21 protein-coding genes are annotated in these 18,499 nt (G+C 64.4%); 11 read left to right on the top strand and 10 right to left on the bottom strand.

The genetic code is table 11. The features are described 5' to 3' along the window. Nucleotides 1–22: 22 nt before the first annotated feature. Both dcd and apbC read right to left on the bottom strand, forming a co-directional pair. Entirely contained in the window at nucleotides 23–589 is a 567-nt protein-coding gene (gene dcd / locus ACSHWJ_RS07555; protein ID WP_010959425.1) for a dCTP deaminase, read from the bottom strand. 10 nt (nucleotides 590–599) lie between these two features. Next, the gene (gene apbC / locus ACSHWJ_RS07560) at nucleotides 600–1,685 is read right to left on the bottom strand and encodes an iron-sulfur cluster carrier protein ApbC (protein ID WP_010959424.1); all 1,086 of its coding nucleotides are present in this window, start codon (nucleotides 1,683–1,685) and stop codon (nucleotides 600–602) included. 189 nt (nucleotides 1,686–1,874) lie between these two features. Here apbC and gcvH point away from each other — a divergent pair, with 189 nt between their 5' ends. Continuing rightward, nucleotides 1,875–2,258: a glycine cleavage system protein GcvH gene (gene gcvH, locus ACSHWJ_RS07565; protein WP_010959423.1), complete on the top strand. Its 384-nt coding sequence runs from the start codon at nucleotides 1,875–1,877 to the stop codon at nucleotides 2,256–2,258. 81 nt (nucleotides 2,259–2,339) lie between these two features. Here gcvH and ACSHWJ_RS07570 read toward each other — a convergent pair whose 3' ends face one another. Continuing rightward, the gene (locus tag ACSHWJ_RS07570; RefSeq protein ID WP_432539574.1) at nucleotides 2,340–4,604 is read right to left on the bottom strand and encodes a cellulose-binding domain-containing protein; all 2,265 of its coding nucleotides are present in this window, start codon (nucleotides 4,602–4,604) and stop codon (nucleotides 2,340–2,342) included. Nucleotides 4,605–4,849: 245 nt separating this feature from the next. On the opposite strand from ACSHWJ_RS07570, the gene ACSHWJ_RS07575 reads away from it, so the two are divergent. The 4 genes from ACSHWJ_RS07575 to nfi are packed head-to-tail and all read left to right on the top strand — an operon-like array spanning nucleotide 4,850 to nucleotide 7,663. After that, nucleotides 4,850–5,212 carry a diacylglycerol kinase gene (locus ACSHWJ_RS07575; protein WP_010959420.1) on the top strand — a complete coding sequence of 121 codons (363 nt, stop codon included), beginning with the start codon at nucleotides 4,850–4,852 and terminating at the stop codon, nucleotides 5,210–5,212. 55 nt (nucleotides 5,213–5,267) lie between these two features. Further along, nucleotides 5,268–6,200 (top strand): carbohydrate kinase family protein, encoded by a 933-nt coding sequence (locus ACSHWJ_RS07580; protein WP_010959419.1) that lies wholly within the window; start codon nucleotides 5,268–5,270, stop codon nucleotides 6,198–6,200. Between the two features lie 2 nt (nucleotides 6,201–6,202). Beyond that, a complete protein-coding gene (gene mazG, locus ACSHWJ_RS07585) occupies nucleotides 6,203–6,991 on the top strand; it encodes a nucleoside triphosphate pyrophosphohydrolase (RefSeq protein ID WP_010959418.1) in 789 nt (262 codons plus the stop codon). A 3-nt stretch (nucleotides 6,992–6,994) separates the two neighbouring features. Continuing rightward, nucleotides 6,995–7,663, top strand: coding sequence for a deoxyribonuclease V (gene nfi, locus ACSHWJ_RS07590; protein WP_432539575.1), 669 nt, complete (start codon nucleotides 6,995–6,997; stop codon nucleotides 7,661–7,663). A gap of 9 nt (nucleotides 7,664–7,672) precedes the next feature. On the opposite strand, the gene ACSHWJ_RS07595 is transcribed toward nfi, so the two are convergent. The 3 genes from ACSHWJ_RS07595 to ACSHWJ_RS07605 all read right to left on the bottom strand — a co-directional run bounded on the left by ACSHWJ_RS07595 (nucleotide 7,673) and on the right by ACSHWJ_RS07605 (nucleotide 9,083). Continuing rightward, nucleotides 7,673–7,894, bottom strand: a complete 222-nt coding sequence (locus ACSHWJ_RS07595) for a hypothetical protein (protein WP_010959416.1) — start codon at nucleotides 7,892–7,894, stop codon at nucleotides 7,673–7,675. 212 nt (nucleotides 7,895–8,106) lie between these two features. Beyond that, nucleotides 8,107–8,535 carry a ribose 5-phosphate isomerase B gene (rpiB, locus tag ACSHWJ_RS07600; protein WP_010959415.1) on the bottom strand — a complete coding sequence of 143 codons (429 nt, stop codon included), beginning with the start codon at nucleotides 8,533–8,535 and terminating at the stop codon, nucleotides 8,107–8,109. A 41-nt stretch (nucleotides 8,536–8,576) separates the two neighbouring features. After that, complete coding sequence (locus tag ACSHWJ_RS07605) at nucleotides 8,577–9,083, bottom strand: peroxiredoxin (protein ID WP_432539576.1); 507 nt, start codon at nucleotides 9,081–9,083, stop codon at nucleotides 8,577–8,579. Nucleotides 9,084–9,281: 198 nt separating this feature from the next. Between ACSHWJ_RS07605 and ACSHWJ_RS07610 the strand changes: the two genes are divergently transcribed. Both ACSHWJ_RS07610 and dhaK read left to right on the top strand, forming a co-directional pair. Then, nucleotides 9,282–10,298, top strand: a complete 1,017-nt coding sequence (locus tag ACSHWJ_RS07610; protein WP_432539577.1) for a Gfo/Idh/MocA family protein — start codon at nucleotides 9,282–9,284, stop codon at nucleotides 10,296–10,298. Between the two features lie 29 nt (nucleotides 10,299–10,327). Next, the gene (dhaK, locus tag ACSHWJ_RS07615) at nucleotides 10,328–11,317 is read left to right on the top strand and encodes a dihydroxyacetone kinase subunit DhaK (RefSeq protein WP_432539578.1); all 990 of its coding nucleotides are present in this window, start codon (nucleotides 10,328–10,330) and stop codon (nucleotides 11,315–11,317) included. 12 nt (nucleotides 11,318–11,329) lie between these two features. Here dhaK and dhaL read toward each other — a convergent pair whose 3' ends face one another. The 4 genes from dhaL to ACSHWJ_RS07635 all read right to left on the bottom strand — a co-directional run bounded on the left by dhaL (nucleotide 11,330) and on the right by ACSHWJ_RS07635 (nucleotide 15,477). Continuing rightward, on the bottom strand, nucleotides 11,330–11,968 hold the full coding sequence (gene dhaL / locus ACSHWJ_RS07620) for a dihydroxyacetone kinase subunit DhaL (protein WP_432539579.1): 639 nt from the start codon (nucleotides 11,966–11,968) through the stop codon (nucleotides 11,330–11,332). A 290-nt stretch (nucleotides 11,969–12,258) separates the two neighbouring features. Next, nucleotides 12,259–12,882 carry a bifunctional 4-hydroxy-2-oxoglutarate aldolase/2-dehydro-3-deoxy-phosphogluconate aldolase gene (locus tag ACSHWJ_RS07625; RefSeq protein ID WP_026045868.1) on the bottom strand — a complete coding sequence of 208 codons (624 nt, stop codon included), beginning with the start codon at nucleotides 12,880–12,882 and terminating at the stop codon, nucleotides 12,259–12,261. 31 nt (nucleotides 12,883–12,913) lie between these two features. Continuing rightward, nucleotides 12,914–14,743 (bottom strand): phosphogluconate dehydratase, encoded by a 1,830-nt coding sequence (gene edd, locus ACSHWJ_RS07630; RefSeq protein WP_218796753.1) that lies wholly within the window; start codon nucleotides 14,741–14,743, stop codon nucleotides 12,914–12,916. 353 nt (nucleotides 14,744–15,096) lie between these two features. Next, entirely contained in the window at nucleotides 15,097–15,477 is a 381-nt protein-coding gene (locus ACSHWJ_RS07635; protein ID WP_432539580.1) for a hypothetical protein, read from the bottom strand. A gap of 116 nt (nucleotides 15,478–15,593) precedes the next feature. Between ACSHWJ_RS07635 and ACSHWJ_RS07640 the strand changes: the two genes are divergently transcribed. Genes ACSHWJ_RS07640 through ACSHWJ_RS07655 form a run of 4 tightly spaced genes read left to right on the top strand, consistent with a single transcriptional unit; the run spans nucleotide 15,594 to nucleotide 18,499 of the window. Beyond that, nucleotides 15,594–16,460, top strand: coding sequence for a hypothetical protein (locus ACSHWJ_RS07640; RefSeq protein WP_432539581.1), 867 nt, complete (start codon nucleotides 15,594–15,596; stop codon nucleotides 16,458–16,460). Nucleotides 16,461–16,482: 22 nt separating this feature from the next. Next, a complete protein-coding gene (locus tag ACSHWJ_RS07645; RefSeq protein WP_432539582.1) occupies nucleotides 16,483–16,617 on the top strand; it encodes a hypothetical protein in 135 nt (44 codons plus the stop codon). 11 nt (nucleotides 16,618–16,628) lie between these two features. Continuing rightward, nucleotides 16,629–18,344, top strand: coding sequence for a DUF262 domain-containing protein (locus ACSHWJ_RS07650; RefSeq protein ID WP_432539583.1), 1,716 nt, complete (start codon nucleotides 16,629–16,631; stop codon nucleotides 18,342–18,344). 5 nt (nucleotides 18,345–18,349) lie between these two features. After that, a complete protein-coding gene (locus ACSHWJ_RS07655; protein WP_218796751.1) occupies nucleotides 18,350–18,499 on the top strand; it encodes a hypothetical protein in 150 nt (49 codons plus the stop codon).

The following is an 18,499-nucleotide window of genomic DNA, read 5'->3' on the forward strand; positions in this document are numbered from 1 at the left end:
GGTTCTCCGAAAAAGGTCGAAATCAAGCCTTGGGCAGGGTGACACCGGTCTGGCCCTGGTATTTGCCGCTGCGGTCGCGATAGGAAGTTTCACAGACGTCGTCGGCGCCGAGGAACAATACCTGGGCAACGCCTTCGTTAGCGTAGATCTTCGCCGGCAGGGGCGTGGTGTTGGAAAACTCCAGGGTCACGTGCCCCTCCCATTCCGGCTCCAGGGGCGTGACATTGACGATGATGCCGCAGCGGGCATAGGTCGATTTACCCAGGCAGATGGTCAGGACGTCGCGGGGGATACGGAAGTACTCCACGGTCCGAGCCAGCGCGAATGAATTGGGCGGAATGATGCACACGTCCGAGACCAGGTCGACGAAGCTGTTCTGATCGAAATTCTTGGGATCGACGATGGCCGAATTGATGTTGGTGAATATCTTGAATTCGTTGGAACAGCGGACGTCGTAGCCATAACTCGAGGTGCCGTAGGAGATGACGCTGGAACAATCGCCGTGGCGGACCTGATGCGGCTCGAACGGTTCGATCATGCCGTGCTCCCGCGCCATCTTCCGTATCCAGCGGTCTGATTTGATACCCATGTCGATGCGGTCAGTTGTTGACGACAGTGATGGTGGGGAAGCGGCCGCTGTAGTCCTTGGCCTTGAGCGCCAGCCGCGCCGCGACCTTGCGGGCGATGCTCCGGTACATCCGGGCCGGCTCGCTGTCCGGCGCCGCGATCACGGTCGGCCGCCCGCCGTCGGCGTCTTCGCGGATGCTGCGGTCCAGCGGCAACTGGCCGAGCAATTCGGTGCCATACTTCTGCGCCATCTTCTCGCCGCCGCCCTCGCCGAAGATCGGTTCGGCGTGTCCGCAGCGGCTGCATACATGGACGCTCATGTTCTCGATGATGCCGAGCACGGGGATACTGACCTTTTCGAACATCTTGAGGCCCTTCTGGGCGTCCAGAAGAGCGATGTCCTGCGGGGTGGTGACGATGACGGCGCCGGACACCGGGATCTGCTGCGCCAGCGAAAGCTGAATGTCCCCGGTGCCGGGCGGCAGGTCGACGATCAGGTAATCGAGGTCCTCCCACAGGGTATCGTTCAATAGTTGCTGCAAGGCGCCGACGACCATCGGGCCGCGCCAGATCATCGGGGTGTCCTCGTCGATCAGATAGCCGATGGACATGGATTGGAGACCATGCGCAACGATGGGGTGGATCTTCCTGCCCTCCGTTTCGGGCCGCCCGGACACGCCCAGCATCAGCGGCTGACTGGGACCGTGGATGTCGGCGTCGAGAATACCGACCCGCGCGCCTTCGCCGGCCAGAGCCAGGGCCAGATTGACCGCCGTGGTCGACTTGCCGACCCCTCCTTTGCCCGAAGCGACGGCAATGATATTCCGCACCCCCGGCATCGGCTTCAGGCCCTTCTGTACCGCATGGGAGACGATTTCCGAGACGAGGTCGATCTCGACCTCGGCGGCGCCGACCGCCGCGCGGATCGCGGCTTTCGCGGCCTGCGCCAGTTCATCGCGGCAGGAACCGGCGGGATACCCCAGCGCAATGCGAAGACTCACGCGGTCGCCGTCCACGCTTATCTTTTTCACCGACTTGGCGGCGAACCAATCGACGCCGAGATTGGGATCGACGAAGTTTTTCAGAGCGGCTTCGACATCCGCCTGGGTAACGCTCATTCTCGAGGGCTCCTGACCAGAAACTTCCAGTATGGGTTCCCTGTAGTTTACCCGCAAACGGTGCCGAAAGACCGGGTAACACCGGTCGGCGACACTGCATTACTCGCCACACGCCTTTACCTGCCCGGCGATTTCACATAAGTTGTGGCGATGGCGGTCTGACCGCCCCGAGAAAGAGGACACCGACTCATGAGCAATTTGCCGGCCGGGCTGAAATACGCCAAGACCCACGAATGGGCCCGCTTGGAAGCGGATGGAACCGTCAAGGTCGGAATTTCCGACCATGCCCAGGAAGCGCTGGGGGATCTGGTCTATCTGGAACTGCCGGCGGTCGGCCGCCGCGTCCACGCCGGCGAGGCCTGTGCGGTGGTCGAATCGGTGAAAGCGGCAGCGGACGTCAACAGCCCCTTGAGCGGAGAGATCGTCGCTCGCAACGAGGCTCTGGCCGACGCGCCGGAACGGGTCAACCAGTCGCCCTACGAGGCCTGGCTGTTCGCCGTGAGACCCGACGACATTGGGGAAATGGACCAGCTGCTCGACGCCGAGGGTTACCGGACCATCGCCGAAGAGTGAAAAGAGACCGCCCGGTCACCAGGCTCCGTGGAACGCGGCGTTAGACCGGACGGCACGGCCTTCGGCCCGGTTCCGTGGAGTCTAAGGGGAGAGGAGGCTCTTCACCGCGTCGTATTTCGGCGCGCCGCCCTGATCGCGGTATTCGAGCAATCCCCACGCCCCCCACTTCGAATAGGGCTCCACGCTGTTCCACAGATTGTAGAGTCCGCCGCCCGCGGCGCTCCAGTCGTTCAGGTGCCGGCTGTAGACCGGGCCCATGCGGCCGTCGCGGTTGGCGGCGACGAACAGATCGGTGACCGCATTGTCGTCGACCACCGCGCCGACACCCGCCAGATGTTGCCCACCCTCATAGGCGACCAGCTCCAGCCCGTATTCCGCGGCGACGGCCTTGTACTGCAGCATCTGCCGCCTTGCGTCCTCCAGCGCACCGCCGGCCGGCCCGTTGACGAAGGAACCGCCCTGCAGGAGCTCGGCGAACAGGCTGGCCAGCCCGCCGTCCGCCTGACCGGTCCACGCGTCCACGACCGTCCGATTCTCCGGCAGACCGAGGTAATAGCCGAAATAGGGAGCAATCGCCAGCGCGCGGATGCCGTGCTGCACGCACGAGGCTCCGCCGTTTTCCGCCGCCCATAAAGGACAGTCCAGCGCCTGCCTGGCGGTCCAGGGATTGGCCGCCTGGGCGCCCAGGACGCACACCACCCGGCTGAACGATGCACCCCAGACCGCCTTCCAGATGTCGCAGATCTGGGCGGTGCGCATGCCATACCATTGCAGGCGCTTGCCGAAGGGTGTGTCGCTGGCGCCGGCCCAGCGCGTGAGTGCCTGATTTTCCATCCAGCTCCCGGCGGAAAACGCACCGTTCCAGGCCTCGTTGCTGTACTCCACGTACACCTTCCGGCTTGCCGCGAGCGTGTTCTTCACCAGAGTGGCGAAACTGCGCACATAGCCGTCGTCCGCATGGGTCGGCATGTTCACCCAGATGTCGGCACCGAGCTGATTGCCGAGCGCCACCGCCATCTCCACCGGCCCGCCGTCGCCGCGCTCGGACACCCAGGTGACGTCGTCGGGCAGGGTGCGGTCGGCCCACAGTTCGACCTGCGAGTCGTTGGTGTTCTGGAACGCCATGAAGCGGACGGCCTTGAAACCCGCCAGATTGCGCAGGAAGCGAGGGTCGAACGGTTGAGTCGGGTAAACCTGCTCGAACGACCGGCACGAGCCGCCGCTTGCACAGCCGCTCTGTGCCGCCGAGGGGTCGCAGTACGCCGCCGGATCGTTGCTGCAGACCCCGCCGGCCTGCAGCAGGCGCAGGTTCCTGATGTGATTCCCGGTCTTGTTGGGATCGGTGGCCTTGATGGAGACCTGGATCCAGGTCTGGATGCCGTCGGTCGAGACGTCGATGACATCCCGGCCCGGCGAGGACAGCGAGGCATTCCTGCTCGCGCCGCGGCCGTATGCCAGGGTGCCTTCGCCGTCATAAAGGACGATGAACCGTCCGGCCGGGGTGGCGGAATTCAAGCCGGTCGGGACCAGGGTCGCGACCGATGTGTAGTTGGTGCCGCTAGCCGCCCCCTGGGCGGGATCGGGCAGCGAACGCGGGTAGCCGTTCGAATCCAGAATCAGCTTGGCCTGCTCCCTCGTGTTCCAGGAACTGCCGCCCGCTTCGACGAAGGTGCTGCAGTTCGGATCCTGGTAGGCGTCGCACTGGGTCAGCCACGGCTCGGACAGCTTGAACAGATTCAGGAACGGCACCTCGGTCCCGTAGTAGGAAAGCCCGGTGATGTTGATGCCGATCGGGTTGGCCGCCGGACCCGGAGTCGGCGTCGGCGTCGGCGTCGGCGTCGGCGTCGGCGTCGGCGTCGGAGTCGGAGTCGGAGTCGGAGTCGGAGTCGGAGTCGGAGTCGGAGTCGGAGTCGGAGTCGGAGTCGGAGTCGGAGTCGATGAACATTGTGCCCCATTGAGCGTCATGGCCGCAGGAATCCCGTTGACCCCGGAGTAGGTGGCATCGAATCCGAACTGGATGACTCCTCCGCTCGCCACCTTGCGGTTGGACTCCAGGTTGCGCACGGTGACCGCCGACAGCCTCTGTGACCACTTGCCGTCCCACAATCGGGTGATCTTCTGTCCGCCGGGCATGTTCCACGCCACGGTCCATCCGCTCAGCGCGCTGCCCGTGTTCGTGACCCTCACACTGGCGGAAAAGGTGTTCGCTGCCTGACTGGTGATGATGTACTCAAAGCTGCATCCATCGGCTGCCCATGCCGAAACCGACGAAGCGGCCCAGGCACAAGAGCCGAGAACCAACAGCCAAAGGGAATTCTTGAAGTAACCGCTGTGTTTCGTATCCATGATTCTCTCCTCTTGCGCTGACCGTTTGCGCGGCATTCCCGGAAGGTTGCGCAGCCCCTTCCCGGTCGATGCCGTCACTCCCCATTTTCCCGGCGAGGCAGCCCTCATCGCTTCTTCTTTCCTAAAGCATAGTCCTTTTTTCACGTTCAGACCGAGGAGCCAGCCACAACACCCTTGTAACCTCGGCGTGGGATAGTGGCTGATTGCAACTTCGGCTTTTGACAACCGTTTTCGAAGGAAATCGCATGGCTGGACAAAATCTCAAGGGCTTCGCACGCCTTTACGCCGCATTCATCAATTCCCTCGCCGGCGTACGCGCCACCTGGCACCATGAAGAGGCCTTCCGCCAGGAATGCTGGCTGACCCTCGCTGGCGTGCCGCTCGGTTTGTGGTTGGGTGAAACGGGGATCGAGCGGGCGTTGCTGGTGGGGGTGCTGATCAACGTCCTGATCGTTGAACTGCTCAACACTGCCGTCGAGGTAACGATCGACCGCATCGGCATCGAGCGGAACAACCTGTCCGGTCGGGCCAAAGACATCGGTTCCGCGGCGGTGCTGAGTTCGCTGGTCCTGGCCGGCAGCGTCTGGTTCCTCATCTTGATTCGTTGAAACACTCCCGGCAGACTAGCCCATTTCACTCCGACGATAGCAGGACGATACCGGCATGAGCGCTCTCATCTGCGGCTCCATGGCCTATGACACCATCATGGTGTTTCAGGACCGTTTCAAACACCATATCCTGCCCGACCAGGTCCACATCCTGAACGTCTCGTTCTTAGTGCCGGAGCTGCGCCGCGAATACGGCGGCTGTGCCGGCAACATCGCCTACAACCTCAAACTGCTGGGCCACGATCCCCTGCCGATGGCCACCGTCGGCAAGGATTTCGGACCCTATGCCCAATGGCTGGCGTGCTGCGGCATCCGCCGTGACTACATCCGCACGGTCGAAGACAGCTACACCGCGCAGGCCTATATCACCACGGACATGGACGACAACCAGATCACGGCTTTCCATCCGGGGGCCATGTCCTTTTCCCATCTGAACGACGTGCCGACCGATGCCGGCATCCGCCTCGGCATCGTGGCCCCCGACGGCAAGGACGGCATGCTCCAGCATGCGCGCCAGTTCGCCGATGCCCATATCCCTTTCATCTTCGATCCGGGTCAGGGCATGCCGATGTTCGACGGGGAGGAACTGCTCAAGTTTGTCGAGCTGGCGAATTGGGTCACACTGAACGACTACGAGGCACGCCTGATGCAGGAGCGCACCGGCCTGAATCCGGCCCGGCTCGCCGAGCGGGTCGATGCTGTGATCGTCACCCGCGGAGCCGGCGGCTCCCTCATCTACGCCGCCGGAGCCTGCCATGAAATCCCCGCCGCACGTCCCAACGCCGTGCTCGATCCCACCGGCTGCGGCGATGCTTACCGGGCCGGGCTGATCTACGGCCTGCTCGAAGACCTGGACTGGGTGACCACGGGCCGCATCGCCTCGCTCATGGGCGCGATCAAGGTGGAAACGGCCGGCACCCAGAATCACAGCTTCTCGCTCGAAGCCTTCCGGGAACGTTTCCGCGAAAACTTCGATTACGCCTTCTGACCGTGCAACAGACCCGACGCCTCCTCGATATCATGGCCCGCTTACGGGACCCGGACACGGGCTGCCCTTGGGACCTTCGGCAGGACTTCGCCAGCCTGGTCCCTTACACGCTGGAAGAAGCCTATGAGGTCGCCGATGCCATCGAAAGGGGCGACTTCACCGACCTGCGGGACGAACTGGGCGATCTGCTGCTGCAGGTCGCGTTCCATTCGCGGATGGCGGAGGAACGGGGGCTGTTCGATTTCGAAGCCGTCGCTGCAGCGATCGCCGACAAGCTGGAACGCCGCCATCCGCACGTCTTCGCCGGCATCGACTTCGCCAGCGATGCGGAACGGCTGCGCCATTGGGAGACGTCCAAGCTCGAAGAGCGGTCGGAGAAAAACGGCCAGACTGGCGGAAGCGTTCTGGAGGGCGTCGCCACCGCCTTGCCGGCCTTGATGGAAGCCCACAAACTGCAGAAGCGCGCAGCCCGTCACGGCTTCGACTGGGATGCATCCGCAGCGGTATTGAGCAAGGTCCGCGAAGAGTTGGACGAACTGGAACAAGCCGTCGCCTCGGGCGATACGGCGCATGTGCGTGAGGAAATGGGCGATCTGCTGTTCGCGCTGGTCAACCTCGCCCGTCACCTGGACGTGGACGCCGAAACCGCGCTGCGCGAAGGCAACCGCAAGTTCCGCCGGCGTTTCCGGTTCATCGAGGACTGCGTCAGCCGGAGCGGCAAGCGGCTGACCGACTGCACCCTGGCCGAACTCGATGCTTTCTGGGACGAGGCCAAGCGAGCCGGACATTGAACCGTGGGCCTGGCGCTCCAGCATTCACATCGCTGGGACTTGAGTCCCAGGGAAGCCGCCAACCTGCAAACCCGTCTCCGCCCGCTGGTGCTGGCCGAAGACGCGCTTCCCGACGAGATCCGCACGGTGGCCGGGGTGGACGTGGGGTTCGAGGATCACGGCCGCATCACCCGCGCCGCGGTCGCCGTGCTCGATTTTCCCAGCCTCCGCCCGAGCGACCAGGCCATCGTTCGCCGGCCGACCCGTTTCCCCTACGTACCCGGCCTGCTTTCCTTCCGCGAACTGCCCGCACTGCTCGAAGCGCTGGAACGGCTGAATCTCCTACCCGAACTCATCCTGGTGGACGGGCATGGCTACGCCCACCCGCGGCGTTTCGGCATCGCCTGCCACCTCGGGGTGCTGACGGGAATTCCGACCATCGGCGTCGGCAAGACCCGCCTGGTCGGCACGCATGGAGAATTGGCGGAGGATCGGGGAAGTTGGATACCGCTGATCGACGGGGACGAAACCGTCGGTGCGGTGGTGCGGACCCGCCGGGGCGTCCAGCCGGTGTACGTCTCAGTGGGGCATCGGCTCAGTCTGCCGACCGCTGTGGACTGGGTACTGCGCTGCGCCCCCCGGTACCGCCTGCCGGAAACGACCCGGCAGGCGCACCGTCTGGCTTCCGCCTGAAGCCGGGAGTTATTTTTTCAGCTCGCTGTCGCGGTAGTGGGGATCGACCCAGCAGCGGGGCAGGTCCTCGCCGGAGGGGAACATCAGATCCGACTTGGCGAACTTTTCGGGGTCCTGCAGCTCCTCGCCGTAGTGCAGACGGCCGGGCACCATCTTGTGCATCGGATTGAACAAATCGCCGAGGCCGAGAATCTCGACCAGATGTCCGTTCTGTTTTTTCTTGAGAAACATGGGTCTTCTCCATCTATGGCTGAAACGGCAATCCGAAGGCGATTCGCATGTCGACGATCGATCCATCGGTCCCGCGCAAAGACTACTCCCACCCCGAAAACATTTTCAACATCGCATCGCCTCGACGTCCCCCTTTGCAGACTCGGCGGCATCGAACCGCCCAGGCAAAGACGGTACCCATCGGAGTGGCCGGTGGCCCTGGGCGGCAGGGGCTAGGCGTCGATCGCCACGATCCGGGGAATGTGCCGGCCACCCTCGAAGCCGGTCGAGAGAAAGGTCTCGACGATCTTCTTGGCCATGTCCAAAGTCACGATGCGCTGGCCGATGGCGATGCAGTTGGCGTCGTTGTGCCAACGGGTGAGGTAGGCGGTTTCTTCGTTGAAGCAGTAGCCGCAACGGCAGCCTTTGACCCGGTTGGCGACGATGGCCTCGCCATTGCCACTGCCGCCGAGCACGATGCCGCGCTCGACCTCGCCGGCGGCCACGGCCTGCGCGCAGGGGCGTATCCAGGTGGGATAATCGGTGCGCTCGTCGCTGAAACAGCCGTAGTCGACGACCTCATGGCCGAGCGAAGCGAGCCAGGCACGGAGCCGTTCTTTGTAATCGAAACCGGCGTGATCGGATGCGATGCCTATTTTCATGGGTGGGTTCCTGCATGGGGTGGGGGGATCTGACGAGCCGATCAAAGATGCGCCAGCACGGCCTCGGCATTCGAGACTTCGAACTTGCCGGAGGCTTCGACGCCGAGATATTTGACGACGCCGTCGTCGACGATCATGGCGAAGCGGTGGCAGCGGATGCCCATGCCGTTGGCGGTCAGGTCGCGCTCCAGGCCGAGCTTCTTCGCATATTCGGCGCTGCCATCGGCCATCATGCGCACCTTGCCGCCGGCCTTTTGCTCGCGGCCCCAAGCCGCCATCACGAAGCCGTCGTTCACGGCCATGCACCAGATTTCGTCCACGCCCTTGGCCCTGAGCCGATCGTGATTCGCAACGAAGCCGGGCAGGTGCTTGACCGAACAGGTAGGGGTGAAGGCGCCGGGCACGCCGAAGATCACGAGCTTCTTGCCCTGAGCCTGTTCACCGACGTCGACCGCCCTGGGATTCATGGGACAGGCGGTGGCCGGATCGAACTCGGTGCATTCGGTGAGGCTGCCCGCGGGCAGACGGTCTCCGACTCGGATGGTCATGGGATTTCCTCCTGGTGTTTCGTCAGTGGTCTGGGACAGGCGGGAGGATGGCGCAAGCAGTGCCGGAAGTCAAAAGGGAGGCGATCTCAACCTTATGATTTTCATGGTATTTAGTCATGCACCCGCAGTTCCGGCGCTGTGCTACAGTCACGGCGCGAAAAAATTTTCCAAAACGACAACGCTCGAGGAGGGGAAACCATGGAAATTCCAACGAAACTGCGCTGGGGCATCCTCGGCGCGGCCCGCGTCAACGAACGCCTGATGCCCGCCATCGTCGAGGCCTCGAATTCCGAACTGGTGGCCATCGCCAGCCGGCGTCCCGGCGCCGCCGCAGAGACCCTGGCCAAATACGCACCGCACCAGCAGGACGTGCGCTGCTACGACCAACCCGAGGTCCTGCTCGCCGATGACGCGGTCCAGGCGGTGTATCTCCCGATGGCCAATCACGAACACGCCGAATGGGCGGTGCGGGCGCTGCAGGCCGGCAAGCACGTGCTGTGCGAGAAGCCCATGGCGCTGACGGCGGCGGACATCGGGGCGATCGCAACGGCCGCCCGCGAACGCGGCCTGACGGTGATGGAAGGCTTCATGTACCGCTTCCATCCCCAGCATGCGCGGGTGCAGGAGATCGTCCGCTCCGGCGCGATCGGCGAGGTCCGCTATGCCCGCGCCAGCTATTCGTTCATGATGCGCCCGGCCCGGCGCTACCGCTTGGCACGCGACGTCCGACACGGCGGCGGCGCGATGTGGGACATCGGGCCCTATGCGGTGCATTCCCTGCGCTGGTGCTTCGAGCAGGATCCGGTCGCTGTGACGGCGATGGCGAAATACGTCGAGAGCGGCGCGGACATCGCCACCAGCGGCGTGATCGATTTCGGCGACGGCCGGCGCGGCCATTTCGATATCAGCTTCGAATGTGCGCGGCGCTCGGAGTACGAGATCACCGGCACACTGGGCGGCGTGAAGTGCCATACGGCCTGGCAGAATCCCGGCGACATCCCGGTCATCTCCTGGTGGACCGAGGACGGCCGCCAGTGCCTCGAACAACTGCCGGTGGCCAACCATTTCCGGCTGGAGATCGAGCATTTCGCCGACTGCGTCCTGAACGGCAAGCCGCCGTTGCTGTCGCTGGACGATGCCAGGACGAATTGCCGGACCCTCGTGGCCGCGCTGGAATCCGCCGCCAGCGGCCGGACCGTGAGATTGGACGCCTGAATCTTTTGATCGCCTCCCAAAGAAGCCTCATGAAAAAATTCATCAACACGGTCGAGGATTTCCTGGACGAAAGCCTCCGCGGTTTCGCCCTGGCCCACGCCGACATCGTCGATTTCAGCCCCGAACCCCGCTTCGTCTCCCGCAAGGCACCGGCCAGGCCGGGCAAAGTGGCCCTGGTCTCGGGCGGAGGCTCGGGGCACGAACCGCTGCACACGGGATTCGTCGGCCTCGGCATGCTGGACGCCGCCTGCCCCGGCCAGGTGTTCACCTCGCCGACCCCGGACCAGATGCTGGCGGCCGCCCAGGCGGTGGACCACGGCGGCGGCGTCCTGTTCATCGTCAAGAACTATGCCGGTGACGTGATGAACTTCGAAATCGCCGCCGAGATGCTGGACATCCCCCACGACTCGCTGCTCGTGCACGACGACGTCTCCCTCCCGGAAAACCGCGGCATGGGCCGGCGCGGCATCGCCGGCACCACGGTGGTGGAGAAGATCGTCGGCGCGGCGGCGGAAGCCGGCTACGACCTCGCCGCCTGCAAGGCCCTGGGGGAACGCGTGGTCCACGCCACCGCCTCCATGGGCGTCGCCCTGACCAGTTGCACCGTGCCAGCCTTGGGCAAGCCGATGTTCGAGCTCGGCGAACGGGAAATGGAAATGGGTGTGGGCATTCACGGCGAACGGGGGCGGGAGCGCATGGCTCTGGGCAGCGCCGGCGAGATCGTGGACTACATCGCCGCCGTCATCGACGAGGAGCTGAAACCGCGAGCTGGCCAGCCGGTACTGCTGCACGTCAACGGCTTCGGCGGCACTCCCCTGATCGAGCTGCATCTGGTGTACGGGCTGGCGCACCGGTACTGGAGCGGACGCGGCGTCGACATCGCGCGCTCCCTGGTAGGGAATTACACCACTTCGCTGGACATGGCCGGCTGCTCCCTCACCCTGAGCCTGCTGGACGAGGAAATGCTCAGGCTGTGGGACGCGCCGGTGCACACGGCCGCCCTGCGCTGGGGCTGTTGAGGGCCGGCGGCGTCACCAGGCCGATTCCGCCACGACTTCGGCGATGGCCGAGATCATCAACTGGCTGCTGCGGGCGCCGGCGTCGACGTGGCCGATGGCGCGCTCGCCCAGGAAAGAGGCGCGGCCCTTGGTGGCCAGCATGTCGCGGGTGGATTCCATGCCCGCCTCGGCGGCGCGGCTCACCTCCTCCGCCAGTTGCCCCGGAGCGATGGCATGCTCCGCCGCCGATTTCAGTACGTCGGCCACCGGGATCAGCACGTCCAGCATGGTCTTCTCGCCCCGATCCGCCTTGCCGCGCGCCTTCATCGCCTCCACGCCCCGACCGAAGGCCTCGGCCAGATTCGCCAGGTTCATTTCCCGGTCTTTCATGGCCTTGCCCATGGCGATGAACAAGGTGCCGTACAGCGAGCCCGACGCCCCGCCCACCGACGCCATCAGGGTCATGCCGATCTTCTGCAAGGCCGCCGGCCAGTCCAGCGCCGCCAGACTTTCCGCCTGCTGCGACAAAGCCTCCAGCCCTCGCTGGAGGTTGACGACATGGTCACCGTCGCCGATCGCCTGATCGAGAGCGCTCACCTCCTCGGCATGCGACTGGATGGCCGATGCGGCGCTTTGGATGAGAGTGGAGATGAGGTGGGGAGTGGCCGGCATCGGATCACCTTTACCTACGGAGGTGGAAGCGGAAGCGTTTGATGACTTCGATCAACGTGTCCAAGGGCGATGAAAATCGGATCATCGGTCTTTCGCATTGCAGGTTCGCAACAACCGTCCCCGGTCGCATCCCGGCATCACTCGCCGCATGGAAACCCGTCGAGCATCGGCACGATGGACGCCGCATCGCTCTGAGCGGAACCACGGGCCGTTCCCCATCGATCAAGCCAGGCGCGAAGCCGATAGACCCTGCCAGACGACCCGCCGGTGGGCCGTCCCTGCCGGAGGATTCAGGGCTTGAGCGCGGCCGCCTCGCGCGCCAGGCGGGTGATTTCCGCCCAGTTGCCGGCGGCGACGAGGTCTTTGGGGGTCAGCCAGGAGCCGCCGACGCAGACCACGTTGGGGAGCTTGAAGAAATCCGGGGCGTTCTGGGCGTTGATGCCGCCGGTCGGGCAGAACCGCACCTGCGGGAACGGACCCCGGAAGGATTCCAGCATCTTGACGCCACCGGCGGCCACCGCCGGGAAGAACTTCATCACGGTCAGCCCGCCCTCCAGCACCTGCATCACCTCGGAAGTCGTGGCAACACCGGGGAAGAACGGCAGCCTGCTGTCGACGATGGCCTTGAGCAGAGTCGGCGTGGTGCCCGGTGAAACCCCGAACTGGGCGCCCGCGGCGATCGAGGCCTCGAGCTGGGCGGGGGTGGCGATGGTGCCGACGCCGACGATGGCATCGGGAACCTCGCGGCGGATCGCCTTGACGGCGTCGAGACCGGCGGCGGTGCGCAGGGTGATCTCCAGCACGCGGATGCCACCCTCGACCAGGGCGCGGGCCAGCGGCACGGCATCTTCGGGACGGTCCACCACCATCACCGGCATGACGCTGGTGGCTTCGATGATCTGATCCAGATTCATGGTTTTTTCCTTGCAGTTGCAGGAACGGGCCTTAGCGGACACCGTCGTCGAAATTGAAAGTGAAAGCTCCGCGCTCCGGCGTATCGGCCAGATGGCGGAAGCCGCTGAACAGCTCCCTTCCGCAGCCGAACCGGTTGCCGGACAGATCGTCGGTCACCGGTTCACGCAGCGCCCAGCGATCGGCCGGCACCTCGGCTTCCAGCTTGCCCCGCACGGCGTCGAGCAGGATGGTGTCGCCGGTGCGCAGCAGGGTCAGCGGGCCGCCCATGGCGGCCTCCGGGGAGATGTGGATCGCCGCCGGTACCTTGCCGGAGGCCCCGGACATACGGCCATCGGTGATCAGGGCGACCTTGAAGCCACGGTCCTGCAGCGAGGCCAGGGCCGGCGTGAGCTGATGCAGCTCGGGCATGCCGTTGGCGCGGGGCCCCTGGAAGCGCAGCACGGCGACGAAATCGCGCTCCAGCTCGCCGCGTTTGAAGGCGGCGATCAGTTCGTCCTGGCTTTCGAACACGATGGCGGGCGCCCGCACCACCCGGTTCTCCGGCGCCACCGCCGAGACCTTGATGACACCGCGGCCGATATTGCCGGTGACCAGACGCAAGCCGCCGTCCGGACTGAACGGCTCGCCCGCCGGGGCGAGCACCTCCGGATCGTGGCTCTTCTCAGGCGCATCGCGCCAGGCCAGCGTACCGTTGTCCAGCCAGGGCTCTTCCGCCCAGCGGCGCAGCCCCGGGCCGAGGATGGTCTGCACGTCCTCGTGCAGCAGGCCGGCATCGAGCAGCTCCCGCACCAGGAAACCCATGCCGCCGGCGGCGTGGAAATGGTTCACGTCGGCCTTGCCATTGGGATAGACGCGGGCCAGGAGCGGCACCACGGCCGAGAGATCGTTGAAATCGTCCCAGTTGACCTCGATCCCCGCGGCGCGGGCGATGGCCACCAGGTGGATGGTGTGGTTGGTCGAGCCGCCGGTCGCCAACAGGCCGACGATGGCATTGACGATCACCCGTTCGTCCACGATATGGCAGAGGGCGGGCGCCGTGGCATCCCGGGCCAGATCCACCGCCACACGGGTCGCCGCACGGGTCAGCGCTTCGCGCAGCGGCGTGCCGGGATTGACGAAGGACGAGCCCGGCAGTTGCAGCCCCATGATCTCCAGCAGCATCTGGTTGCTGTTGGCGGTGCCGTAGAAAGTGCAGGTGCCGGCGCTGTGGTAGGAAGCCATTTCCGACTCCAGCAGCGCATCGCGGCCGACCTTGCCTTCGGCGAACTGCTGCCGCACCTTGGCTTTTTCGGAATTCGAGATGCCGGACACCATGGGGCCGGCCGGCACGAACACGCCGGGCAGATGGCCGAAGCGCAGCGCGGCGATAAGCAGGCCCGGCACGATTTTGTCGCAGACGCCGAGATAGAGATTGGCATCGAACACACGATGCGACAGCGCCACCGCCGTGGACAGCGCGATCACGTCGCGCGAGAACAGCGACAGCTCCATGCCGGTCTGACCCTGGGTCACGCCGTCGCACATCGCCGGCACGCCGCCCGCGACCTGGGCGGTGACGCCGGCCCGACGCGCCTCGTCCTTGATGATCTCCGGATAGTGCTCGTAGGGCTGATGGGCCGAGAGCATGTCGTTGTAGGCGGTCACGATGCCGAGATTCGGCACGGTCGCGGCCTTCAGCACCAGCTTGTCGTTGGCGGGGGTCGCCGCATAGGCATGGGCCACGTTGGTGCAGGCGATGTGAGAGCGCTCTACACCCTTCTGGCGTGCGCGGTGCATGAGATCGAGGTAAGCGGCGCGGCGGTCGTGGCTGCGGGCGCGGATGCGGTCGGTCACGTCGACCAGTGTCTGGTGCAGGAACATGGGTTCGTCGATGCTCGTCTTCTTTTGGGCGCAGGGAAAACACCCATAGCCGGAGATAAAACCTCCGCATTTAATCCAAGGTCGCAACGGGTGTCAAGAAATGGCAACACACTGTCTCCTGCCGTGAATTCCCCGCCTCCCGGAGCCCTTCGAGACGATCCGGGCGGTGCCGGATGGGACCGCGTCCGGTCACTGGTCGATCAAGCGGCGGCATGGGAAAATCGCCCGGATTTTGCAGACGGCGTCCCACACCGGTCAAAAACGTGACGATGACCGTTCCTGCGGTGCCCCCAAGCCGGGAGAAAAAAGGTCCCAACCGGAAGTCCTCACGGTTTCGCCACTCCGGGCTCGGGTCACCGGCCGACCGAGGGCATCGGCAGAAAGGATGCCTGGAGCGGAACCGGCGAACCAAGCCCGCCCGGGAACGTATCGAGGGAAGGCCACCATTGATGACCCCGCAGCCCCTGACGCCACACCAAAGCCAATACATCGCCTGGCTGCTCACCCGCCGCGCGGCAGGCGACACCGTGGAGTCGCTGGCCTCGACGCTGGTCGATTCCCAGGTGGATCTCAATCCGCATCAGGTCGATGCCGCCCTGTTCGCCTGCCGCAACCCGCTTTCGCGCGGCGTCATCTTCGCTGACGAAGTGGGCCTCGTCAGCCTCATCGACGACCGTGTCTTTGGCGACCTTGACTGCTTCCGCGCACAGTTCACTGCCAGTGGCCGCGATCAAGCCTTCGGTGCTTTACGCGAACGACTCTCCACCGTATGCAAAGGAACGCGACACGGTGATGATCGCCACCGAAGCGGGCGCGGAAGGCATCAACCTGCAGTTCTGCTGGCTCCGGCGTGGACTTCGAGCGCCGCATCGCCGACATCTACCAGAACTGCCGGAATCCGAGCGAAATCAAGGCCAGCTTCGAACAGCTCCAGCTCGACCTCTCCAGCGAAATCAACGAGGCGATGGTCAAGACGCGCCAGATCCTGCTGGAAAACTTCGACGAGGAAGTGCAGGACAAGCTCCGCGTCCGCGCCGAGGACAGCCGAAGTGCGCGTAACCGCTTCGAGCGCATGCTGATGGATCTGAGCCGTGCGGAGCTGGACGGCTGCGCCGACTTCGATAACGATGGTTTCAACCTGCACCGGCTCCCCTCGCCCGCAGGCGGGAGAGGGGGTGGGGGAGAGGGCGAACCGGATGCCGATATCCCCTTGGGCCACTACGAACTGCCGCGCCGTTCCGGCGAGGCTCACCTGTACCGCATCCACCATCCGCTGGCGCAATGGGTCACGCAGCAGGCCAAGTCCCGAAAGCTCGACAGAGCCAAACTGGTGTTCGACTACGACGCTTATGGCACCAGGGTCAGTACCCTGGAGCCTTATCGCGGAAAAGCTGGGTGGCTCACATGCAAACTGCTCATCGTTGAGGCCCTGGGCAATCAGGAGCAGCATCTGCTGGTCGCAGCCACCACCACCGACGGTGAGGTATTGGCCGAGGACGACCCGGAGAAGCTGCTGCGCCTGCCTGCCACTGCACAGGCGGCGGGCCTTTTCTCTGACGAGGGCAACGCCTCGTTGGCAGCCGATGTGGAAAGCCGGCGAACCCAGTTGCTGCGGGAGATCAAGTCCATCGACGCGGAAATCGAAGGAGGTGCGCTGCACGGCAGCGACGTCGCCCACGCTGCAAGAAAAACTGGCGCACCAGAAGCGTCAGCGTGAACTGGAGAGCCGTCGGTCAAAATTGCGGCGCGAACTGTTCAGCCGGCAAGATGACATCGAAGCACAACGCAGCGATCTCATCGAACAACTGGAAAAGCAGCTCGAACAGCAGGCGGACGAGCGCACGCTGTTCACCATCGAATGGGAATTGCAATAGGAAAAACACACATGGCCGCAACCAACTTCAGCACCGCCAACCGCACCTATCGCGAACTTCTCGGTAATGGTCAGACCTACCGCATCCCCCGCTTCCAGCGCGATTACTCGTGGGATGAGGAACACTGGGAAGACCTCTGGGCAGACCTGCTCGGTACCCTGCTGCCCGATGGCGAGCCGGCGCACTACATGGGCTATCTGGTCTTGCAGACGGCCAACAATAGGGAATTCGAAGTCATCGATGGCCAGCAGCGCCTGACCACCTCCAGCCTGATCGTGCTGGCCGCCATGCGGCTGCTTCGCAAGCTCGTCAGCGAAGGCAAGAACGCCGAAGCCAACCAGAAGCGGCTCGACCAGCTCCGAGCCACCTACATCGGCTATCTCGACCCCGTCACCCTAGTCACCCGCAACAAACTCTCGCTCAACCGCAACAACGACGCCTACTACCGCGACTATCTGGTCACGCTCGCCGACCACTTGCCGCAGCGCGGCTTTCCCGCTTCCACCCACGCCATGCGCAAGGGGTTTGAATGGTTCGAGCGCCGTTTGCGCGAGCACGTCAAGAACGAGCCGGATCAAGGCAAGGCGCTGGCGCAGTTCATCGACACCATGAGCGACAAGCTCTTCTTCACGGTCATCACCGTGGCCGACGAGCTCAACGCCTACAAGGTATTCGAGACGCTCAACGCCCGCGGCGTGCGTCTGTCTGCCACCGATCTGCTGAAGAATTACCTGTTCTCCGTGCTTGCGCGCGGCAATGAATCCGCGCACGAATTGGACGAGCTCGAACGGCAGTGGGAAAAAATGGTCGGTCGCCTCGGGCAAGAGAGCTTTCCCGACTTTCTGCGCATGCACTGGAACAGCCGGCAGGGCTTCGCCCGCCAGTCCGAGCTGTTCAAGACCATCCGCAACCGCATCCAGAGCCGCGAAGCGGTGTTCACCCTGTTGCGGGACATGGACGAGGACATTGACGCCTACCTCGCGCTGACCCAGCCCGAAGGCTCGCAATGGCCGCCCGCCTGCAAGCAGAGCGCGCAGGAACTGCGCATGTTCTCCGTGCGCCAGCCCTATCCCATGTTGATGGCCGCACGGCGCAAGCTCGGGGATGCCGACTTCGAAGCCCTGCTGCGTGCCACCGTGGTCATCGCCTTTCGCTACAACGTCATCGGCGCCCAGCATACCGGCGAGCAAGAACGCATCTATCACACCGCCGCGCTCAAGCTGCACAAAGGCGAGGCGAAAACCCTGCTCGACGCGCTCGAAACCCTGCGCCCGGTCTACCTCGGCGACGACGCCTTCCGCGCCGACTTCGCCGACAAGAGCATCAAGACCACGCAAAGCCGCAACGCCAAGGTCGTGCGTTACATCCTGTGCAAACTCGAGCGGCAGGCGGGCGGCATCGATTTCGATCCCGAATCCGCCACCTACACCATCGAGCACGTGCTACCCCAATCCCCCCAGGTGGGCTGGGAGGCCTTTTCCGACCGCGATCTGGACAACTTCGTCTATCGGCTCGGCAACATGGTTATGCTCGAAGCGGGCAAGAACAAGGCGATAGCCAACCAGCCCTACGCTGACAAGCGTCTGGTGCTGGAGCAAAGCAGCCTCAAGCTCACCCGCGAACTCGCCGAGGAAAATGAAGACTGGACGCCCGAGCGTATCGACGCCCGCCAGAACAAATTGGCCAGACTCGCTACCGCCGTCTGGCGCATTGCGCAACTGAGCTGACGCCCATGAGCAAGCAAAAACTCGAACTCACCTGGATCGGCAAGGGTGAGCGCCGGTCGCCGCGAGGCGAGAAAAAGCCACTTGACGTGGCTTTTTCGGGCGCGAACGCCGCGCCGTGGATGGCGCGGCCGGACGGCGCTCCAGGGAAGGATTGA

It is taken from the genome of Methylococcus sp. S1M, assembly GCF_051295855.1.
Lineage (GTDB): Bacteria > Pseudomonadota > Gammaproteobacteria > Methylococcales > Methylococcaceae > Methylococcus > Methylococcus capsulatus.

Excerpts from the sequence above, each read along its gene's own strand:
- dcd (WP_010959425.1), bottom strand. The coding sequence starts at position 589 with ATGGGTATCAAATCAGACCGCTGGATACGGAAGATGGCGCGGGAGCAC.
- apbC (WP_010959424.1), bottom strand. The coding sequence starts at position 1,685 with ATGAGCGTTACCCAGGCGGATGTCGAAGCCGCTCTGAAAAACTTCGTC.
- gcvH (WP_010959423.1), top strand. The coding sequence starts at position 1,875 with ATGAGCAATTTGCCGGCCGGGCTGAAATACGCCAAGACCCACGAATGG.
- ACSHWJ_RS07570 (WP_432539574.1), bottom strand. The coding sequence starts at position 4,604 with ATGGATACGAAACACAGCGGTTACTTCAAGAATTCCCTTTGGCTGTTG.
- ACSHWJ_RS07575 (WP_010959420.1), top strand. The coding sequence starts at position 4,850 with ATGGCTGGACAAAATCTCAAGGGCTTCGCACGCCTTTACGCCGCATTC.
- ACSHWJ_RS07580 (WP_010959419.1), top strand. The coding sequence starts at position 5,268 with ATGAGCGCTCTCATCTGCGGCTCCATGGCCTATGACACCATCATGGTG.
- ACSHWJ_RS07595 (WP_010959416.1), bottom strand. The coding sequence starts at position 7,894 with ATGTTTCTCAAGAAAAAACAGAACGGACATCTGGTCGAGATTCTCGGC.
- rpiB (WP_010959415.1), bottom strand. The coding sequence starts at position 8,535 with ATGAAAATAGGCATCGCATCCGATCACGCCGGTTTCGATTACAAAGAA.
- ACSHWJ_RS07605 (WP_432539576.1), bottom strand. The coding sequence starts at position 9,083 with ATGACCATCCGAGTCGGAGACCGTCTGCCCGCGGGCAGCCTCACCGAA.
- ACSHWJ_RS07610 (WP_432539577.1), top strand. The coding sequence starts at position 9,282 with ATGGAAATTCCAACGAAACTGCGCTGGGGCATCCTCGGCGCGGCCCGC.
- dhaK (WP_432539578.1), top strand. The coding sequence starts at position 10,328 with ATGAAAAAATTCATCAACACGGTCGAGGATTTCCTGGACGAAAGCCTC.
- dhaL (WP_432539579.1), bottom strand. The coding sequence starts at position 11,968 with ATGCCGGCCACTCCCCACCTCATCTCCACTCTCATCCAAAGCGCCGCA.
- ACSHWJ_RS07625 (WP_026045868.1), bottom strand. The coding sequence starts at position 12,882 with ATGAATCTGGATCAGATCATCGAAGCCACCAGCGTCATGCCGGTGATG.
- edd (WP_218796753.1), bottom strand. The coding sequence starts at position 14,743 with ATGTTCCTGCACCAGACACTGGTCGACGTGACCGACCGCATCCGCGCC.
- ACSHWJ_RS07650 (WP_432539583.1), top strand. The coding sequence starts at position 16,629 with ATGGCCGCAACCAACTTCAGCACCGCCAACCGCACCTATCGCGAACTT.
- ACSHWJ_RS07655 (WP_218796751.1), top strand. The coding sequence starts at position 18,350 with ATGAGCAAGCAAAAACTCGAACTCACCTGGATCGGCAAGGGTGAGCGC.